The sequence below is a fragment of the Clostridium porci genome (assembly GCF_009696375.1).
Lineage (GTDB): Bacteria > Bacillota > Clostridia > Lachnospirales > Lachnospiraceae > Enterocloster > Enterocloster porci.
Genome location: NZ_VUMD01000016.1, coordinates 40,635 through 57,258, shown reverse-complemented (window position 1 = coordinate 57,258; position 16,624 = coordinate 40,635). Strand labels below are relative to the sequence as shown.

The following is a 16,624-nucleotide window of genomic DNA, read 5'->3' as shown; positions in this document are numbered from 1 at the left end:
AGAAGCAATCTTATGTACTACAAACACAAGGAAAATTTGGAGGAAAAGGAAATGGCAAAGAAAATTGAGCAAGTTGTTGTTCCGGAAATCATTGACAGCGTTGAATCATTAAACGCAAAGATGAACGCAATGCGGGAAGCGCAGAAAATCTTCTCTACATATACGCAGGAGCAGGTAGACGCAATCTTTTTCGCGGCAGCAAGCGCAGCAAATAAGATGCGTATTCCTCTGGCTAAAATGGCAGTAGCTGAAACCGGCATGGGTGTCGTTGAAGACAAGGTCATTAAAAATAACTATGCGGCAGAGTACATTTACAATGCTTATAAGAACACGAAGACAGTTGGTGTGATTGAGGAGGATGAGGAGTACGGCATTAAGAAAATCGCGGAGCCAATCGGCCTGATCGCGGCTGTTATTCCTACTACAAATCCGACCTCAACTGCTATCTTTAAGACATTGCTTGCGTTAAAGACGCGAAACGCCATTATTATTTCTCCACATCCACGGGCAAAAGGCTGTACCATTGAGGCAGCTAAGATCGTTATGGATGCTGCGGTAAAGGCAGGTGCACCAGAAGGCATAATCGGCTGGATTGACGTGCCTTCCCTGGAGCTGACCAATGAGGTTATGAGGGATGCAGATCTGATTCTTGCAACAGGCGGACCTGGAATGGTTAAAGCAGCTTACTCCTCAGGAAAGCCAGCCTTGGGCGTTGGAGCGGGCAACACACCGGTTATTATTGATGATACTGCTGATATTAAGATGGCCGTTAGCTCTATCATTCATTCTAAGACCTTTGATAATGGTATGATTTGCGCTTCAGAGCAGTCTGTAACTGTTATGGAGTCCATTTATAAGGAAGTGAAGAAAGAATTCGAATACAGAGGCTGTTACTTCTTAAAGCAGGGCGAGATCGATAAGGTGCGTAAAACCATTATTGTAAACGGAGCGCTCAATGCTAAGATTGTCGGGCAGAAGGCAGCTGTTATCGCCAAGCTGGCAGGAGTGGAAGTGCCTGAGGATACCAAGATTCTCATCGGCGAGGTGGACTCTGTGGATATAAGCGAGGAATTTGCTCATGAGAAGCTGTCTCCTGTACTGGCTATGTACAAGGCCAGAACCTTTGAGGAGGCTCTCCAGAAGGCAGAGCAGCTGGTTGCAGACGGCGGTTATGGCCACACTGCTTCTCTGTATATCAATGTTAACGAAACAGAAAAAATTATGGAGCATGCTTCCAGGATGAAAACCTGCCGTATCGTTATCAATACACCTTCCTCCCACGGTGGAATCGGTGACCTGTACAACTTTAAGCTGGCTCCATCCTTAACCCTGGGCTGCGGCTCCTGGGGCGGCAATTCCGTATCCGAAAACGTTGGCGTTAAGCATTTACTGAATGTTAAGACTGTTGCTGAGAGGAGAGAGAACATGCTGTGGTTCCGTGCACCGGAGAAGGTATACTTTAAGAAGGGCTGTCTGCCTGTAGCGCTAAACGAGCTGAAGGACGTAATGAATAAAAAGCGGGCATTTATTGTAACTGACTCCTTCCTGTATAAGAATGGCTATACGCATGTGATTACAGACCGCTTAAATGAAATGGGCATCACCTACACGGTATTCTCCGATGTACAGCCGGATCCGACTCTTGCCAATGCTCAGGCCGGAGCCAAGCTGATGGCACAGTTCGAGCCTGATGTGATTATCGCAATGGGCGGCGGCTCCGCAATGGATGCGGCTAAGATTATGTGGGTACTCTATGAGCATCCGGAAGCAGACTTTATGGATATGGCAATGCGTTTTATCGATATCCGTAAACGTGTATACACCTTCCCGAAGATGGGTGAGAAGGCTTACTTTATCGCTGTTCCAACCTCTTCCGGTACAGGTTCTGAGGTTACGCCGTTTGCAGTTATTACCGATCAGGAGACCGGCGTAAAATACCCGCTGGCAGATTATCAGCTGCTTCCTAATATGGCAATCGTAGACACGGATAATATGATGAGCCAGCCTAAGGGCCTTACCAGCGCATCTGGTGTTGACGTACTGACCCATGCTCTGGAGGCATACGCTTCTGTAATGGCTACTGATTATACCGACGGCCTGGCATTAAAAGCCATGAAGAATGTATTTGACTACCTGCCCACTGCTTACAGCGAGCCGGACAATGTAGAGGCACGTCAGAAGATGGCTGACGCATCCTGTATGGCCGGTATGGCCTTCGCCAACGCATTCCTGGGCGTTTGCCACTCTATGGCGCATAAGCTGGGGGCTTTCCATCACCTTCCGCATGGTATTGCAAATGCGCTGTTAATCTCTCTGGTAGTTGATTTTAATGCAGCGGAGAATCCACGTAAGATGGGTACCTTCTCCCAGTATCAGTATCCTCATACACAGGCCAGATATGCTGAGTGCGCAAGATTCTGTGGCATTAATGCCAAGGATGACGCAGAGGCAGTAAAGAAGCTCATTGATAAGATTGAGGAGCTGAAGGCAGCGGTAGGAGTTAAGAAGACCATTGCCGCTTACGGTATTGAGGAAAAGGATTTCTTAGACAGGCTGGATGAAATGGTTGAGCAGGCATTTGACGACCAGTGCACCGGCGCAAATCCAAGATATCCGCTTATGAGTGAGATTAAAGAAATGTATCTGAAAGCTTATTACGGTAAATAATTCGGCCCATTGTGGGTAAATACCTTTATCCTTTGTGTTTGGAGCAGGCTCTACGCTTATTGGCATAGGGCCTGCTCTTTTATGGTTTTATACCGGAAATTATGATATGTATTAGAGCAAAGAACGTTTTGAGTTGGTCGATTTGGAATTCATCTCATATCTTTCTTGACTTTAACAAATTAACTTGTTATACTTTTTTTAAGTGTGTGTCATTAAAACACTGGCATCCCCACACTTCATATCTTACATAAAACTTAGGAGGGCAATGAAATGTCATATGTTGATGAGATTTACGAGAGAGTAGTAACCCAGAATCCGGGAGAGCCGGAATTTCACCAGGCTGTTAAGGAGGTACTGGATTCCTTAAGGCTGGTGATTGACGCCAACGAGGAGAAGTACCGCAAAGCCGGTATTCTGGAGCGCTTTACAGAGCCTGAAAGAGTTATCTCATTCCGCGTGCCGTGGGTAGATGACAATGGCCGTGTTCAGGTGAATAAGGGCTACAGAGTGCAGTTTAATAGTGCAATCGGCGCCTATAAAGGAGGATTGCGTTTCCACCCTTCCGTAAACGTCAGCATCTTAAAGTTTCTTGGTTTTGAGCAGACCTTAAAAAATTCCCTCACAGGCCTGCCTATGGGCGGAGGCAAAGGCGGTTCCAACTTTGACCCCAAGGGCAAATCCGATCGTGAGGTTATGGCGTTCTGCCAGAGCTTTATGACAGAGCTGTACCGCCATATCGGAAAGGATACGGATGTTCCTGCCGGCGATATAGGGGTAGGGGGCAGAGAGATAGGCTTTCTGTTCGGACAGTACAAGAGAATGACAGGATTGTACGAGGGAGTTCTTACAGGAAAAGGACTGAACTTCGGCGGTTCTCTGGTTAGAACCCAGGCTACCGGCTATGGCTTGATTTATATTCTGGACGAGATGCTGAAAAACAACGGTAAAGAGCTGACAGGCAAAACCGTCCTGGTATCCGGTTCTGGAAACGTTGCTATCTACGCAGCAGAGAAAGCCATAGAGTTGGGCGGAAAGGTAGTTGCATTCAGTGATTCCAACGGCTACATTTATGACAAGGACGGCATTAAGCTGGATGTTGTTAAGGAAATTAAAGAAGTAAGAAGAGGACGAATCAAAGAGTACGTAGATGCGGTACCTACTGCTGTATTTACAGAGGGTAAGGGAATCTGGACCATTCCATGTGATATTGCTCTTCCGTGTGCAACTCAGAACGAGCTGGATTTGGAGGATGCAAAGACGCTTTTGGCCAACGGATGCTTTGCAGTGGCAGAGGGAGCTAATATGCCATCTACAAGAGAGGCGACGGATCTGTTTGTAGAGAAGAAAATTCTCTTTATGCCAGGAAAGGCAGCAAATGCGGGAGGTGTGGCTACTTCTGGCCTGGAGCAAAGCCAGAATGCCTTAAGAATGTCCTGGACCTTCGAGGAAGTAGATGAAAAGCTTCACAAGATTATGGTTGATATATTCGCAAAGGCAGCGGATGCGGCGGAACGGTATGGAGTACCTGGAAATTATGTGACAGGCGCTAATATTGCCGGATTTGAGAAGGTAGTGGATGCTATGTTAGCTCAGGGCGTTTGCTAATAGAAGATTTCTAAAATAAAAAATCATATGAATAAGTCCTGTAAGCTTCGTGTTTATGGGACTTTTCTTTATGTGTTGATATGACAAAAGAATTGTCAAAATAACCGTAAATAAAAGATAATTTACGGTTATTTTGAGGATGATATAGGGAGCTGGTTATAAATTTAATAAGAAGCTAAATTAAGCAGGTATTATAGTGTTTTAGCATTTGATGGAAATAGACAAGGTAAGTTTGTAGCTATAGATATTGAGGATTATAAACGTGAAAAGGCAGAAAAGAAGTTACGTATGAGGTTACAGGAATCAGCAGCAGGTTGTCTCTGACGCTTTCTTTTTCTGATAGTTTATGCTATAATCGGCTGGAAAATAGTAAATTTAGAAAGCGGGTTTAGAATGAAAAAGAAAGCAATTCTGGCAGTTAGCTTTGGTACCAGCTATACAGAAACCAGGGAGCTGACCATAGGGGCCATTGAGAAGGCCATTGGGGAGGCTTTTCCGGAATATGAGGTGTTCAGGGCTTTTACCAGCCAGATGATTATTGATAAGTTAAGATCCAGGGATGGACTTGTGATTGATACTGTGAGAGAAGCCATGGAAAAACTGGTATGGAAGGGATTTAAAGAGGTGGTGGTGCAGCCTACCCATGTGATGCCAGGAGAAGAGTATGATGATATGATGAGCCAGGTTAAGCCCTTTGAGCAGCAGTTTGATTCGATCCGTTATGGAGGGCCCTTGCTTGGAGCGGAGCAGGACTATCTGAGGCTGAGGGATATTCTGATCTCTTCCACCCAGGAGAAGCTGGATGAACATACGGCGATGGTATTTATGGGACATGGCACAGCCCATAGAGCCAACATCGCCTATCATAAATTAGGGGAAATGTTTCATAAGGCAGGCCACAGCCGCTACTTTGTAGGTACGGTTGAAGCAGAGCCAGATATAGAGGCCAGCCTGAAAGCGGTTGAGGGGATGTGGGTCAAAAAAGTAGTGCTTCAGCCTCTTATGATTGTGGCCGGGGATCATGCCAATGAGGACATGGCTGGGGACGATGAGAACTCCTGGAAAACCCGATTTTCAGAAAAGGGATACCAGGTGGAGTGCATCGTAAAGGGATTGGGAGAATTTACCGAGATTCAGGAAATGTTTGTGGATCACGTTAAGGACGCCTTAAACTCATAAAATGAAATGCGTTGCAGCAACAGAGGGTAACAGCATTTTCTAAATCCTATGGATCGTAGTCAAGGTGTTTGAGGAAACATTCTATCAACTGCGTTTGCGAAAAACTATGGATATCTCCGAACTGCACAAAAACACGGTTTCAGTAGCTATAAAGGCTTCTTAAACCGTGTTTTTTAGTGATTTTTGTTCAGGTTCGAATCGCAGTTTTATATTGCTGCAGCCCTTTTACAGCGTTCTGAAGGATTAGTCTGAAAGGGTTTCAGAACGATTTTTACTTATTGACAAACTGCTTATCAAACTCTGGGTTGAAATAATAAAAGTTCTTCTCGTTAAGCTTGGACTTAATCTTTTCCAGGGCCTCACCAAATCGCTGAAAATGCACAACCTCACGTGCCCTGAGAAACTTAAGGGGTTCTCTTACCTCCGGATTTTCAATAACACGAATCAGGTTATCATAAGTGGTTCTGGCCTTCTGCTCTGCAGCCAGATCCTCATGAAGGTCTGTGATGGCATCTCCCTTAGACTGGAATTCACAGGCATTGAAGGGTACGCCTGCGGCAGCAGTAGGCCAGAGAGCAGCCGTGTGGTCAATATAGTAGGCATCAAAGCCTGCTGTTTTAGCCTGCTCTGGCGTCATGTTCTTGGTCAGCTGGTAGATAATAGCACATATTATCTCCAGGTGCGCCAGCTCCTCTGTTCCAATATCTGTCAGAAGTCCTCCCACCTCCTTGCATGGCATGGTATAGCGCTGGGAAAGATAACGCATAGAGGCAGCTAATTCTCCGTCAGGCCCGCCAAATTGGCTGATAATCAGAGATGCGGTCTTAGGGCAGGTTTGAGTTATTTTTACAGGAAATTGAAGCCTTTTTTCATAGATCCACATTATTTTCCACCTCCTTTTTCATCCTGATTGTCCCAGGGCAGAGGGCCGTCAGTCCAGGAGAAATGCTTTTGGCCCGGGTAGTTTGTATGAGCTTCCGATTGATTATTCGTGTCAGGACACACACAGTTTAGGGTGAGAGGCTCAAATTCCTTTGCGTAGGTATCCAAAAGCTGCCTCCGCTTTGCCATAGACTGGCTGAATGCGTCCAGGGCGTCTGCATCCAGAGGATGGGTATCCAGATAAAGGGTTAAGTCATTCACAATAAAACTGACTTCATTTATTTCCTGAAGAAGCCTACAGCGGTCAGCCATTGAGTTCACCTCCTGTTACAAAAAACGGAAGATCCAGACAGGGGAACATAGTACCCTGCTTCAATGCCCTTGCAGGCGTATAGGGAGTTTCCCATGGCTGCATGGGAATTGTAGCAATACCAAGCTGAAGGCCAGGTCCAGGGGAGGCAGACTTATCGCCCCATGTTTCTTTCTGGGCCGTTGGCTGTGAATTACAATCGCAAAAATTCATTGAACACACTCCTTTCATTGTTGCTGCTGCCGTTTGGCTTCATAGTTAGTATGAGCATGAGAAAAGCCGATTAGAGTATATAAATTCTGTCATACAGTCCAGAAGTCTACAGCTTTAGGAAAATTTCTACAAATAAATTTTTATGTAAGAACCTCTGGTGGAAGAGCGCCGGCAGGATAAAATAAGCGAAGGGAAAACGAAACTTTTTATCAACAACAAAGAATATAAGAAAAAATACTTGTTATCTTGATTAGTTTGTGCTAACTTATATAGGGCAATCATCATTTGGTATAGCGAAACAGTAAAACCTCAAGATTTAGTTATAACAAAAATCTTATGAGAAAGGAGGAGTATGATTAAAAAGTACTATACGACTATATTTTTAACAATTATTCTGATTCTTATTTCTGCCGTATCTTTATTTATCGGAGTCCTGGAAGTAGAACCAGCAGCCCTTTTATCTGGCGATACAGAGCCACTTGAGATATTCCTGATTTCCAGACTGCCTCGTCTGTTAGCAATACTGTGTACAGGTGTTGGAATGAGTGTGGCCGGTTTGATTATGCAGCAGTTGTGCATGAATAAATTTGTATCGCCTACAACCGGAGCTACGATTTCTTCTGCGCAGTTTGGTATTTTGATGGCATTATTGTTTCTGCCGAAAGCAACTCTTTGGGATCGAGCCCTTTTTTCCTTTGCAACAGCAGTACTGGGCACCTGGGTATTTGTATGGTTCATACAGCGGATACAGTTTAAGGATACCGTTATGGTTCCCTTAGTAGGGATTATGTTTGGAAACATTATAGGAGGAATTACAAACTATTTCGCTTATAAGTATGAGATGACTCAGGCTCTTTCCACCTGGTTAGTAGGGCATTTTTCCCTTGTGCTCAGAGGCCGCTTTGAGCTGGTGTATCTTACGGTTCCCCTTGTGGCGCTGGCTTTTATCTTTGCGAATCATTTCAATATTGTTGGTATGGGTAAGGACTTTGCCAAAAACCTGGGCGTGCCTTATAATCTGGTGCTGTTTATGGGACTGACGATTGCGGCGGTGATAACGGCCAGCGTAGTTGTGGTTGTTGGTTCTATCTCCTATATCGGCCTTATTGTACCGAACATCGTAGCCATCCTAAAGGGAGACAGAATCAGAGGAACTCTCATTGACACCGCTTTGTTTGGCGCTATCTTTGTTTTGGTTTGTGATATTTTAGGAAGGTTAATTATCTTTCCGTACGAATTGCCGATTGATTTGATTATTGGAATAATTGGCAGCTTTCTTTTTATCGGGCTGTTGTTCTATCGGCTGCGCCATGGCAGGAAATCAATCCGCTTATTCATGGGAGGTGATAATAAATGTTCCTGACTCATCAAAAAAATAAACGTAAGCTGATCATACTTGCTGCGCTGGTTATAGCCTCAGCTCTTGCTTATTTGCTGCTGGAGGTGAATTTTGGAAACTCTAAATTGTTCAGGTATTCCATGGGGATAAGGGCGCCAAAGGTATTAGCTATGCTTATAGCAGCCTTTGCCATTGGCGGGGCCTCTATTGTATTCCAGTCTATCATCAATAACAGGATTGTAACGCCGTGCTTGCTTGGAATGAATTCTCTGTATACCCTGATTCATACAGCTGTGGTATTTGCAGCAGGTTCTTCCAGTGTAATAGCCTCAAATGATAACATAGCCTTTATATTTGACCTGATATTAATGGGGATCGTAGCCACCGGAATCTATAGCTATATGTTCAAGAAAACGAACTACAATATTTTGTATGTATTATTGATAGGAACGGTGTTAACCTCCTTTTTTTCCAGTGTGCAGACCAGTATGACAAGAATTATGGACCCAAATGAGTATGATGCCTTATTATCAACCTTGGTGGCAAGCTTTAGTAATATAAATACAGAGATTATACTTTTTTCAGTCTTTGTGTTAGCCCTTATCCTATTTGCCTTGCGAAAGGAATTGGGATTACTGGATGTGGTTACATTAGGAAAGAATCAGGCAGTCAACCTTGGCGTAGATTACGACCACTGCGTCAGGAAGCTTTTGCTTGGAGTTACCTTATGTATTGCTGTTGCAACGGCCATGGTTGGGCCAATCTCCTTTTTAGGCCTGATTATAGCAAATCTTGGCCGGCAGCTGCTGAAAACATACCGCCACATATATCTGGTTACAGGCTCCGTGCTTTTTGGAATGCTGGTTTTACTGGGAGGCCAGACGATTGTAGAAAGGATATATTCCTATGAGATCCCGGTCAGTATCTTTATTACAGTAGCAGGAGGAGTGTATTTCCTATATCTGCTTCTGATGAACAGGAGTGTATCATAATGATCATTGATAAGCTATCAAAGCGGTATGGGAGTAAAACCGTTGTTGATTCTATTAGCATTGAAATTCCCAAAAGGGCCGTTACCTCTATGATAGGGCCAAACGGGGCTGGAAAATCCACTGTTTTCAATATGCTGGCCAGGCTTATTGCCAGGGACGCAGGAATCGTGGATTTTAACGGAAAAGATATTGAGAAATGGAAAAGCAAGGAACTAGCAAAGAAAATAGCGATCCTTACCCAAAGCAATAACATCCAGATGAAGCTGACAGTCCGGGAGCTGGTGGCCTTTGGGCGGTTTCCTTATTCTGGAAGCCGCCTGACAGAGGAAGATGAGGCAATTATTTCAAAAGCCATCGCCTATCTTGAATTGCAAGATATTCAGCACCAATTTATTGATGAAATTTCCGGTGGCCAGCGCCAAAGAGCCTATATTGCAATGGTGATTGCTCAGGATACAGAGTACATATTGCTGGATGAACCTACAAATAATCTGGATATTTATCATGCAACCAATATGATGAAAATCGTCCGCCGGTTATGCGATGAATTAGATAAGACTGTAATTTTGGTATTACATGAGATCAATTATGCGGCATTTTATTCAGATTACATCTGTGCACTTGTGGACGGACGGGTTGCTAAGTTTGGCACAGTGGATGAGGTTATGACGAAAGAAGTTCTTTCTTCAATCTATAATGTAGAATTTGAAATTATGAGAATTGAAGGAAAACCATTATCTATTTATTATTAACGGAGGATAAGACATATGAAAATAATGATAACACTAGGCATGACATTGCTAATGGCGCTTGCTTTATCAGCGTGCACCGGAGCGCCAAAGGATGAAACAATCCAGGCTGAGAATCAAAAAACCGTTAAGATTACTTCACTTAACGGAAGCAGGGAGAAAACAGAAATTGAGGTTCCATATGATCCGGAACGCATCGCGATTCTTGATATGGCGTCCTTAGATATTATTGATAATCTGGGTCTGGGAGAGCGGGTTGTGGGAAGCGCCAAAACTTCCTTAGAGTATCTCCAGTCCTACGCTAACAATGATAAGATTGAAAAATTAGGCACCATCAAAGAGGCTGATTTAGAAGCGGTTATGAAGGCTGACCCAGATATTATCTTTATTGGCGGAAGATTGAGCAAATCCTATGATCAGCTGGCGGAAATCGCCCCTGTCGTTTATCTGGCAACGGATGCAGAGAAGGGATTGGTTAAGAGCGTAGAGGACAATGCTTTGACAATCGCAAAAATCTTCGGAAAGGAAGATCAGGTCGCTTCTAAAATGGCAGAATTCGGCAAGCGGATTGATGCTTTGAAAAAAGATAGCGAAGGGCAGACGGCTGTTCTTGGGCTGACAACCAGCGGAAGCTTTAATGTGCTGGGGAATGATGGCCGTTTGGCAATGATTGCCACGGATATTGGATTTGAAAATATCGGAATTGATATAGCAGCAAGTAAAAAGGATGAAAAAGAAAAGAAAGATAAAGAGGCCTCCACAGCGGCCCATGGCAACGAGTCCTCCTTTGAGCTGATTCTTGGTTTAAATCCTGACTACATGTTTGTAATGGACAGGGATGCTGCTATACAGACGGAAGGAGCAAAAGCAGCCAAAGAAATTATTGAAAATGAGCTGATTAAAAAGACAGAGGCATACGCACAGGGAAATATCGTATACCTCAGCCATCCGGCAGTATGGTACACTGCCGAGGGTGGAATCACAGCTTTGGATATCATGCTGCAGGACTTAGAAGAAGGGCTTGCAAAATAATGTAGGATAAATCAAAAAGGGGTATCTCGGATTACAGCGAGATGCCCCTTTGTTGTTTTGCCTGATTAAGCCCTGCTTTTAGTGGATATGTTATGAGAGGGATTGTGATGAAAGAAGATTGGTACATATAAATTTATATGGTAATGGAAGTAATCAGGTTCATCCTGGTTCCAACGCAGAGAGAGACACTGACAGCAATAGGGCTGCTTTCATACTGGAAGCCATTTACTAGCATTAGCATACTGTCATATTCATTCAGCCCCAATAGCTGGTATTCGGTCCGGCTGGGTTGATGAATCCGCATATACTGAGTTTGCTTCAGTCCCTCTGGAATGGAACGGACATAAAATAGTCCGGGAAACGACAGCATGGATGTGCTTGTCTGGGCTGTATAGGTAATTCCTACAGGAATATCGGACAGATATTCTATAAAACGGTTCATGTTCAGATGGGAATGGTCATTAGCATTTAGCATATTGTTGCATATATTGCGGATAGACTTTGGCATATATTCAGTGGTTTTTACGGAAAATTCCTCTGGTCTTAAAAGGGGATCTGCATAGGGAAAGCAATAGGCAATCAGGGAGCGGTCTATTTTAGGAGGGTTTACATAGTATCCGTTTTCGGATCGAATGACGCCCTGATCCAGCAGACGCTGGTATCCCTGGCGCACGCTGACACGAGTAATGCCCAGCTGGGCAGCCAGTTCCCGTTCCGTTGGCACGCGGCTGCCAGGCTGCAGTCTGTGTTCGTGAATGTATCTTTCTATATATTCTGCGATGTCGTAACTTAGAAGATTGAAAACTTTTGGCATACTGGTTTCCTTTTCTGTTTAAAAGCTTTGATGAGATGGGTGCATTTTGGTATCTTAAAAAATCATAGTGGTTTAATTGGACTGGGCATATACATTAAGCTTGTTCTCCTGGATGATGCCGTCTGAATAAAATTTGCAGAATTCCGGAAGTACCAGCGCGTTGGTGTACTCAATGATTCCATTTTCTTTACTGGTGGAAGTAATGGCTATGGATACCACCGGGCTGCCATGCTCCGTGTTCAGGTACTTTGCTTCTGAATTGCGTACCCGGGTGGTGGAAAAAACCTGCTTTATATCTGCAATACGCAGGGAATTCATGGCAAACGCATCATAAAGGGAATAAATCTGAAAATCAATTTTCTCAATATCAGGAATCAGCTTATATGGAACAAAGGTATTTTCAATGGATACAGGCTGCCCGTTCCCAAGGCGTAAACGCATGATGCGGTACAAAGCCGTGTTCTCGTCCACCTGCAGCAGACGGGATAGCTTGAAACCGGCTCCACTGCAGCCGGTATATAAAATTCTGGAGGAAGGGGTATATCCATTATTTTTAAGTAATTCGCTCATACCGCGGAAATGTGTATATTTATCATCCTTTGGATGGCACATAACAAACGTACCCTTACCCTGAACCTTTTTTAACAATCCTTCATCCACCAGGGCCTGGATGGCAGCCCTTACGGTTGAGCGGTTGAGGCCAAAGTTTCCCGCCAGGTCGCGCTCGGCAGGAAGTGCGGTTCCGTAAGGGTAGATGCCCGCCTGTATACGGTTTTTCAGTGCCTGGGTGACTGTTTCTGTTTTTGTCTGTTTTTGCATCTGCTGCCTCCCAATTCTGGTATTTATTATCCGCCATTATTGTCTGCTCTCGTTTTATTATATCATATTTTCAGGAAAAAGAAATAAAAAATAAAGACTAGTATAAAATAAAATAGAATTGGTTCTAAAATAGTATTGACAAAGCTGAATGATGTTGGTATATTAAAAATATAAGATGGTTTGTACAAGCGCAATCTGAAATAGCAGATTAAATTCAGCTGATTAAATTATAAGGAGGATGAAAATGTACGGTTTTCAGAATGAGGATTTCTTAAAAACATTAAATGGAGCGGTTTCCAGGATAGATGAGATTAATAAAATTGCAGATAAGGTAAGTGATTTGGGATATAAAAATATCTATTTGGTTGGAACTGGAGGAACCTATGCTATCATCAGTCCGCTGGCCTATATGTTAAAAACAAACTCCACACTGATATGGTATCATGAGATTGCGGCAGAACTCCTGGCAGCAAAGCCCAAGTCGCTGACCAGGGATTCTTTGTTTATTACCTCTTCGCTATCAGGAACGACGAAGGAAACCATTGCGGCAGCGGAGTATGCCAGGAGTGTGGGAGCAACGGTCATCTCCTTTGTGGGGGACAGGACAACTCCTTTGGCGGCTGTATCAGATTATGTGGTAGAGAATGCAGCATGTAATGATAATCTGGTGGAGGAGCTGCATATACAGTTGTTTGCTTTGGGAGCCAGATTGATGATGTGTAACGGAGAATTCCCGGAATATGAGCGGTTTATAGGAACACTCAGGAAGATGCCGGAAGTACTGCTAAAGGTGCGGGAAGAAAATGACGAGAGAGCGCTTACATTTGCCGAAAAGCATAAGGATACAGGGTTCCATATGTGTGTGGGGGCTGGAAACACCTGGGGAGAGACCTATTGCTTTGCCATGTGCGTATTAGAGGAAATGCTCTGGATTCCCACCAAGTCCATCCATGCAGCGGAATTTTTCCACGGTACTGTGGAGATGACCGATAAGAATATGAGCTTTATGCTCTTTAAGGGTGAGGATGAGACACGCTGCCTGGTTGAACGAGTAGAGAAGTTTGTCAGGAAGTATTCGGATGTGGTGCAGGTGTGGGATACAAAGGATTACTCTCTGGAGGGGATTGACGCTGATATGAGGAAGTATGTTTCTCCCATGGTGATGTCTACCCAGTTAGAGCGGGTCAGCGCCCATTTTGAACATGTGAGGAATCACAGCCTGGACATACGCAGATATTACAGGACAGTAGAGTATTAATTAGAATATGAACCAGATAAAGGAGAAGGCCTGATGAGAAGGATATTGATTACGACTCATGGTGAATTTGCTGGAGGACTGAAGCAGATGATGGATTTTGTTCTGGGCGGAAATGATAAGGTAGAAATCCTGAATGCATATACCACGCCGGATTTTGATATGGACAGAGAAGTAGCAGCTGTCATGGATGGGGCGGAGGAGGGGGATGAGCTGATAGTCCTGACGGATGTTCTGGGCGGCAGTGTGTCCAATGCTTTCTCCAGGCAGCTTTCCCGTCCGGGGATTTACGTTCTGGCCGGGGTCAATGCTCCTATGCTGCTGGCTATGGTTCCTATGCTGGACAGTGCCATGGCGACAGAGGAACTGATTCGGCAGGGAATGCAGTCAGCCAGGGATGGGTGTGTGTTCATCAATGATCGGATGAAGCGGATCTCAGAAGAAAGAGAGGAGGATTTCGCATGATTAAGATAACAAGAGTTGACGAGAGGCTGGTACATGGGCAGGTGGCATTTGCATGGACCAATTCATTGGGGGCTGACTGCATATTGGTTGTAAATGATGATGCTGCGGCAGACAAGATACGTGCCGCCACCCTTAAGCTGGCCGCGCCTGCCGGAATTAAGTTTTCCATAAAGTCCGTAGAAGACGCCATTGTCCTGTTAAACGGGGATAAAACGGGTAAATATAAAATATTTGTTATTGTAGGGAATACGGATGACGCGTTGAAGCTGGCAGAGAATGTGAAGGAGGTGGATCACATTAATCTGGGCAATATGAAAAAGACAGAGGGACGCAGGGCCATCACCAATTCCCTTGCTATAGACGATCATGATGCTGAAAATATCCGTGTCATGGTACAGGCTGGGGTAGTAGTGGAATGCCGGGCTGTACCTACGGACAAAGAGATTGACGCAATGTCATTGATATAAGGGATATATGAGAGTAGTAGAAAGGAGAAGGGATTATGCTTCAGGCGATACTTGTGTCAATTGTGGCCTTTTTGGCTTCTATTGACGAATATACATTTGGGGCATCTATGATGGGGCGTCCGCTGTTTACTGGGCCCATAGTAGGCTGGATACTTGGGGATTTCCAGGCCGGTATCATGATAGGAGCCACTCTGGAGCTGATGTTTATGGGCTCTATCATGGTAGGGAGCGCTACCCCGCCGGAGGTATATGCCTCCAGTGTGCTGGGAACAGCCATTGCCATTCAAAGTGGAGAAGGAGTGGGGACAGCGGTTGCCCTGGCTCTGCCGCTGTCCATATTCTTGCAGATGTGGAGAAATGGCTGCTATGCTATTGGTGCAAGTTGGGGAGGAAAGCAGATAGAAAAAGCGCTGGCCCAGAGGAATTTAAGAAGGGCCAATATGTGGCATCTCATAACGCTGCCTCTGATGGTAGGAGTTCCTTCCATGCTGCTGGTATTTTTTGCCATGTATTTTGGTGCGGGTAGCATCAACGAGGCCATCAAACTGATTCCCCAGGTAGTTCTGGATGGGTTTGATGTGGCGGCAGGTGTTCTATCCTGTGTGGGACTTGCACTTTTAATCAAGATGATGGGTAATAAAAAGCTGATGCCCTATTTGTTTCTGGGCTTTATCGCGGTTATGTACATAAAAATGGATGTGATTGGCGTTGCGGTAGCAGGCCTTTGCATGGCCCTAATTGCTGTGGGAAATATGAAATTTGAAGAGGAGGAGGATTTTTAAATGAAGGAAACAAAAGAAACTTCCCTTATAACAAAGAAGGATTTGCGCAGTGTATTCTTAAGATCCTTTACCATGCAGTCCTCCTGGTCCTTTGATAAAATGATGGCCTATGGATTTATGTATTCCATTGAGAAGCCCTTACGGAAAATTTATCCAAAGGACGACGACTATTTCGAAGCATTGCACCGGCATACGGAAACCTTTAATATCACGCCGCATGTATCTCCCTTCGTCATTGATCTTTCGGTAGCAATGGAGCAGGAATGTGCAAAGACGGATAATTTTGATAAGGAGTCCATTAATAATCTGAAGGTGGGACTTATGGGGCCCTTGTCCGGTATTGGAGATTCCTTCTTCTGGGGAACATTCCGTGTCATTACGGCTGGCATTGGCATTGCTTTTGCCCAGCAGGGCAGCATACTGGGAGCGCTTTTGTATTTCTTTCTGTACACGGCAATCCATTTCCTCACAAAGTATATCGCTGGTAACGCAGGGTACAAGATGGGAACCATATTCCTGGAACATTCGGCAGAAAATCATCTTATTGAGAAACTGTCCTACGGGGCGTCTATCCTGGGACTTGCTGTTATTGGAGCCATGATTGGAACCATGGTGACGCTGCAGACCTCCCTGACCTTTAACCTTTCTGGTACAGAGACAACGCTGCAGTCCATCTTCGACCAGATATTCCCTGGCCTGCTTCCTTTGGGAGCCACATTTCTGTGTGTCTGGCTGTTTAACCGGAATGTGAAAACCATTGCTATTATTCTTGGGATTTTTGTGTTCTGTATCCTGGGGTGTGGGATTGGGATATTCTAGTCTACTGTTATAAAGCGTCATTCTCCGTGTGATAGCGGCATGTAACAGGTTAATAAGGCATCCCTCTATGACGCCGAAATTCCGGTGTCATAGAGGGATGCCTTCCTTACTTTTTCCATGTGTTGGGGACATAAATCCGGGTTGCTTCAGTCCGTATAGGCATAGGAGCGGAATACATGTTCCTCATTGTGATTGACTGATACAACCTTCTCATATACCGCGCTGGCTGCGTGGC

The 16,624-nt window shown here is 44.6% G+C and carries 17 protein-coding genes; 12 read left to right on the top strand and 5 right to left on the bottom strand.

The window, feature by feature from the left end:
- Positions 1 to 51 precede the first annotated feature (51 nt).
- The 3 genes from adhE (at position 52) to FYJ39_RS15775 (ending at position 5,451) form a co-directional block, all read left to right on the top strand.
- Entirely contained in the window at positions 52 to 2,667 is a 2,616-nt protein-coding gene (adhE, locus tag FYJ39_RS15785; protein ID WP_154473403.1) for a bifunctional acetaldehyde-CoA/alcohol dehydrogenase, read from the top strand.
- Between the two features lie 270 nt (positions 2,668 to 2,937).
- Complete coding sequence (gene gdhA, locus FYJ39_RS15780; RefSeq protein ID WP_154473402.1) at positions 2,938 to 4,272, top strand: NADP-specific glutamate dehydrogenase; 1,335 nt, start codon at positions 2,938 to 2,940, stop codon at positions 4,270 to 4,272.
- 393 nt (positions 4,273 to 4,665) lie between these two features.
- The gene (locus tag FYJ39_RS15775; protein WP_154473401.1) at positions 4,666 to 5,451 is read left to right on the top strand and encodes a sirohydrochlorin cobaltochelatase; all 786 of its coding nucleotides are present in this window, start codon (positions 4,666 to 4,668) and stop codon (positions 5,449 to 5,451) included.
- A gap of 271 nt (positions 5,452 to 5,722) precedes the next feature.
- Here the strand turns inward: FYJ39_RS15775 and FYJ39_RS15770 are convergent, their stop codons facing one another.
- The 3 genes from FYJ39_RS15770 to FYJ39_RS15760 are packed head-to-tail and all read right to left on the bottom strand — an operon-like array spanning position 5,723 to position 6,856.
- Positions 5,723 to 6,334, bottom strand: coding sequence for a manganese catalase family protein (locus FYJ39_RS15770; RefSeq protein ID WP_154473400.1), 612 nt, complete (start codon positions 6,332 to 6,334; stop codon positions 5,723 to 5,725).
- Positions 6,334 to 6,645 carry a spore coat protein CotJB gene (locus FYJ39_RS15765; protein ID WP_154473399.1) on the bottom strand — a complete coding sequence of 104 codons (312 nt, stop codon included), beginning with the start codon at positions 6,643 to 6,645 and terminating at the stop codon, positions 6,334 to 6,336. The genes FYJ39_RS15770 and FYJ39_RS15765 overlap by 1 nt, the downstream gene beginning before the upstream one ends.
- The gene (locus tag FYJ39_RS15760) at positions 6,638 to 6,856 is read right to left on the bottom strand and encodes a spore coat associated protein CotJA (RefSeq protein ID WP_154473398.1); all 219 of its coding nucleotides are present in this window, start codon (positions 6,854 to 6,856) and stop codon (positions 6,638 to 6,640) included. Before FYJ39_RS15760 ends, FYJ39_RS15765 begins: the two co-directional genes overlap by 8 nt.
- 352 nt (positions 6,857 to 7,208) lie before the next feature.
- Here FYJ39_RS15760 and FYJ39_RS15755 point away from each other — a divergent pair, with 352 nt between their 5' ends.
- From FYJ39_RS15755 to FYJ39_RS15740, 4 genes are read left to right on the top strand one after another with little or no spacing between them, the layout of a single operon-like run.
- Positions 7,209 to 8,219, top strand: a complete 1,011-nt coding sequence (locus tag FYJ39_RS15755) for an ABC transporter permease (RefSeq protein WP_154473397.1) — start codon at positions 7,209 to 7,211, stop codon at positions 8,217 to 8,219.
- Complete coding sequence (locus FYJ39_RS15750; RefSeq protein ID WP_154473396.1) at positions 8,210 to 9,187, top strand: iron chelate uptake ABC transporter family permease subunit; 978 nt, start codon at positions 8,210 to 8,212, stop codon at positions 9,185 to 9,187. The genes FYJ39_RS15755 and FYJ39_RS15750 overlap by 10 nt, the downstream gene beginning before the upstream one ends.
- Entirely contained in the window at positions 9,187 to 9,939 is a 753-nt protein-coding gene (locus tag FYJ39_RS15745; protein WP_154473395.1) for an iron ABC transporter ATP-binding protein, read from the top strand. Before FYJ39_RS15750 ends, FYJ39_RS15745 begins: the two co-directional genes overlap by 1 nt.
- A 15-nt stretch (positions 9,940 to 9,954) precedes the next feature.
- Complete coding sequence (locus FYJ39_RS15740) at positions 9,955 to 10,968, top strand: siderophore ABC transporter substrate-binding protein (RefSeq protein ID WP_154473394.1); 1,014 nt, start codon at positions 9,955 to 9,957, stop codon at positions 10,966 to 10,968.
- 133 nt (positions 10,969 to 11,101) lie between these two features.
- Here the strand turns inward: FYJ39_RS15740 and FYJ39_RS15735 are convergent, their stop codons facing one another.
- Positions 11,102 to 11,782, bottom strand: coding sequence for a GntR family transcriptional regulator (locus FYJ39_RS15735; protein WP_154473393.1), 681 nt, complete (start codon positions 11,780 to 11,782; stop codon positions 11,102 to 11,104).
- 72 nt (positions 11,783 to 11,854) lie between these two features.
- Positions 11,855 to 12,601 carry a GntR family transcriptional regulator gene (locus FYJ39_RS15730; RefSeq protein WP_154473392.1) on the bottom strand — a complete coding sequence of 249 codons (747 nt, stop codon included), beginning with the start codon at positions 12,599 to 12,601 and terminating at the stop codon, positions 11,855 to 11,857.
- A 244-nt stretch (positions 12,602 to 12,845) separates the two neighbouring features.
- On the opposite strand from FYJ39_RS15730, the gene FYJ39_RS15725 reads away from it, so the two are divergent.
- The 5 genes from FYJ39_RS15725 to FYJ39_RS15705 are packed head-to-tail and all read left to right on the top strand — an operon-like array spanning position 12,846 to position 16,389.
- Positions 12,846 to 13,859, top strand: coding sequence for an SIS domain-containing protein (locus tag FYJ39_RS15725; protein WP_154473391.1), 1,014 nt, complete (start codon positions 12,846 to 12,848; stop codon positions 13,857 to 13,859).
- Between the two features lie 33 nt (positions 13,860 to 13,892).
- Entirely contained in the window at positions 13,893 to 14,321 is a 429-nt protein-coding gene (locus FYJ39_RS15720) for a PTS sugar transporter subunit IIA (protein WP_154473390.1), read from the top strand.
- Positions 14,318 to 14,788, top strand: a complete 471-nt coding sequence (locus FYJ39_RS15715) for a PTS sugar transporter subunit IIB (RefSeq protein ID WP_154473389.1) — start codon at positions 14,318 to 14,320, stop codon at positions 14,786 to 14,788. The genes FYJ39_RS15720 and FYJ39_RS15715 overlap by 4 nt, the downstream gene beginning before the upstream one ends.
- A gap of 35 nt (positions 14,789 to 14,823) precedes the next feature.
- Positions 14,824 to 15,570 (top strand): PTS mannose/fructose/sorbose/N-acetylgalactosamine transporter subunit IIC, encoded by a 747-nt coding sequence (locus FYJ39_RS15710; protein ID WP_154473388.1) that lies wholly within the window; start codon positions 14,824 to 14,826, stop codon positions 15,568 to 15,570.
- Entirely contained in the window at positions 15,571 to 16,389 is an 819-nt protein-coding gene (locus tag FYJ39_RS15705) for a PTS system mannose/fructose/sorbose family transporter subunit IID (RefSeq protein WP_154473387.1), read from the top strand. It abuts the gene before it with no gap.
- The last annotated feature ends 235 nt before the right edge of the window (positions 16,390 to 16,624 follow it).

Coding starts and splice junctions, on each gene's coding strand:
- adhE (WP_154473403.1), top strand. CDS start 52: ATGGCAAAGAAAATTGAGCAAGTTGTTGTTCCGGAAATCATTGACAGC.
- FYJ39_RS15770 (WP_154473400.1), bottom strand. CDS start 6,334: ATGTGGATCTATGAAAAAAGGCTTCAATTTCCTGTAAAAATAACTCAA.
- FYJ39_RS15730 (WP_154473392.1), bottom strand. CDS start 12,601: ATGCAAAAACAGACAAAAACAGAAACAGTCACCCAGGCACTGAAAAAC.
- FYJ39_RS15720 (WP_154473390.1), top strand. CDS start 13,893: ATGAGAAGGATATTGATTACGACTCATGGTGAATTTGCTGGAGGACTG.
- FYJ39_RS15765 (WP_154473399.1), bottom strand. CDS start 6,645: ATGGCTGACCGCTGTAGGCTTCTTCAGGAAATAAATGAAGTCAGTTTT.
- FYJ39_RS15725 (WP_154473391.1), top strand. CDS start 12,846: ATGTACGGTTTTCAGAATGAGGATTTCTTAAAAACATTAAATGGAGCG.
- FYJ39_RS15735 (WP_154473393.1), bottom strand. CDS start 11,782: ATGCCAAAAGTTTTCAATCTTCTAAGTTACGACATCGCAGAATATATA.
- FYJ39_RS15705 (WP_154473387.1), top strand. CDS start 15,571: ATGAAGGAAACAAAAGAAACTTCCCTTATAACAAAGAAGGATTTGCGC.
- FYJ39_RS15745 (WP_154473395.1), top strand. CDS start 9,187: ATGATCATTGATAAGCTATCAAAGCGGTATGGGAGTAAAACCGTTGTT.
- FYJ39_RS15740 (WP_154473394.1), top strand. CDS start 9,955: ATGAAAATAATGATAACACTAGGCATGACATTGCTAATGGCGCTTGCT.
- FYJ39_RS15750 (WP_154473396.1), top strand. CDS start 8,210: ATGTTCCTGACTCATCAAAAAAATAAACGTAAGCTGATCATACTTGCT.
- FYJ39_RS15775 (WP_154473401.1), top strand. CDS start 4,666: ATGAAAAAGAAAGCAATTCTGGCAGTTAGCTTTGGTACCAGCTATACA.
- FYJ39_RS15715 (WP_154473389.1), top strand. CDS start 14,318: ATGATTAAGATAACAAGAGTTGACGAGAGGCTGGTACATGGGCAGGTG.
- FYJ39_RS15760 (WP_154473398.1), bottom strand. CDS start 6,856: ATGAATTTTTGCGATTGTAATTCACAGCCAACGGCCCAGAAAGAAACA.
- FYJ39_RS15710 (WP_154473388.1), top strand. CDS start 14,824: ATGCTTCAGGCGATACTTGTGTCAATTGTGGCCTTTTTGGCTTCTATT.
- gdhA (WP_154473402.1), top strand. CDS start 2,938: ATGTCATATGTTGATGAGATTTACGAGAGAGTAGTAACCCAGAATCCG.
- FYJ39_RS15755 (WP_154473397.1), top strand. CDS start 7,209: ATGATTAAAAAGTACTATACGACTATATTTTTAACAATTATTCTGATT.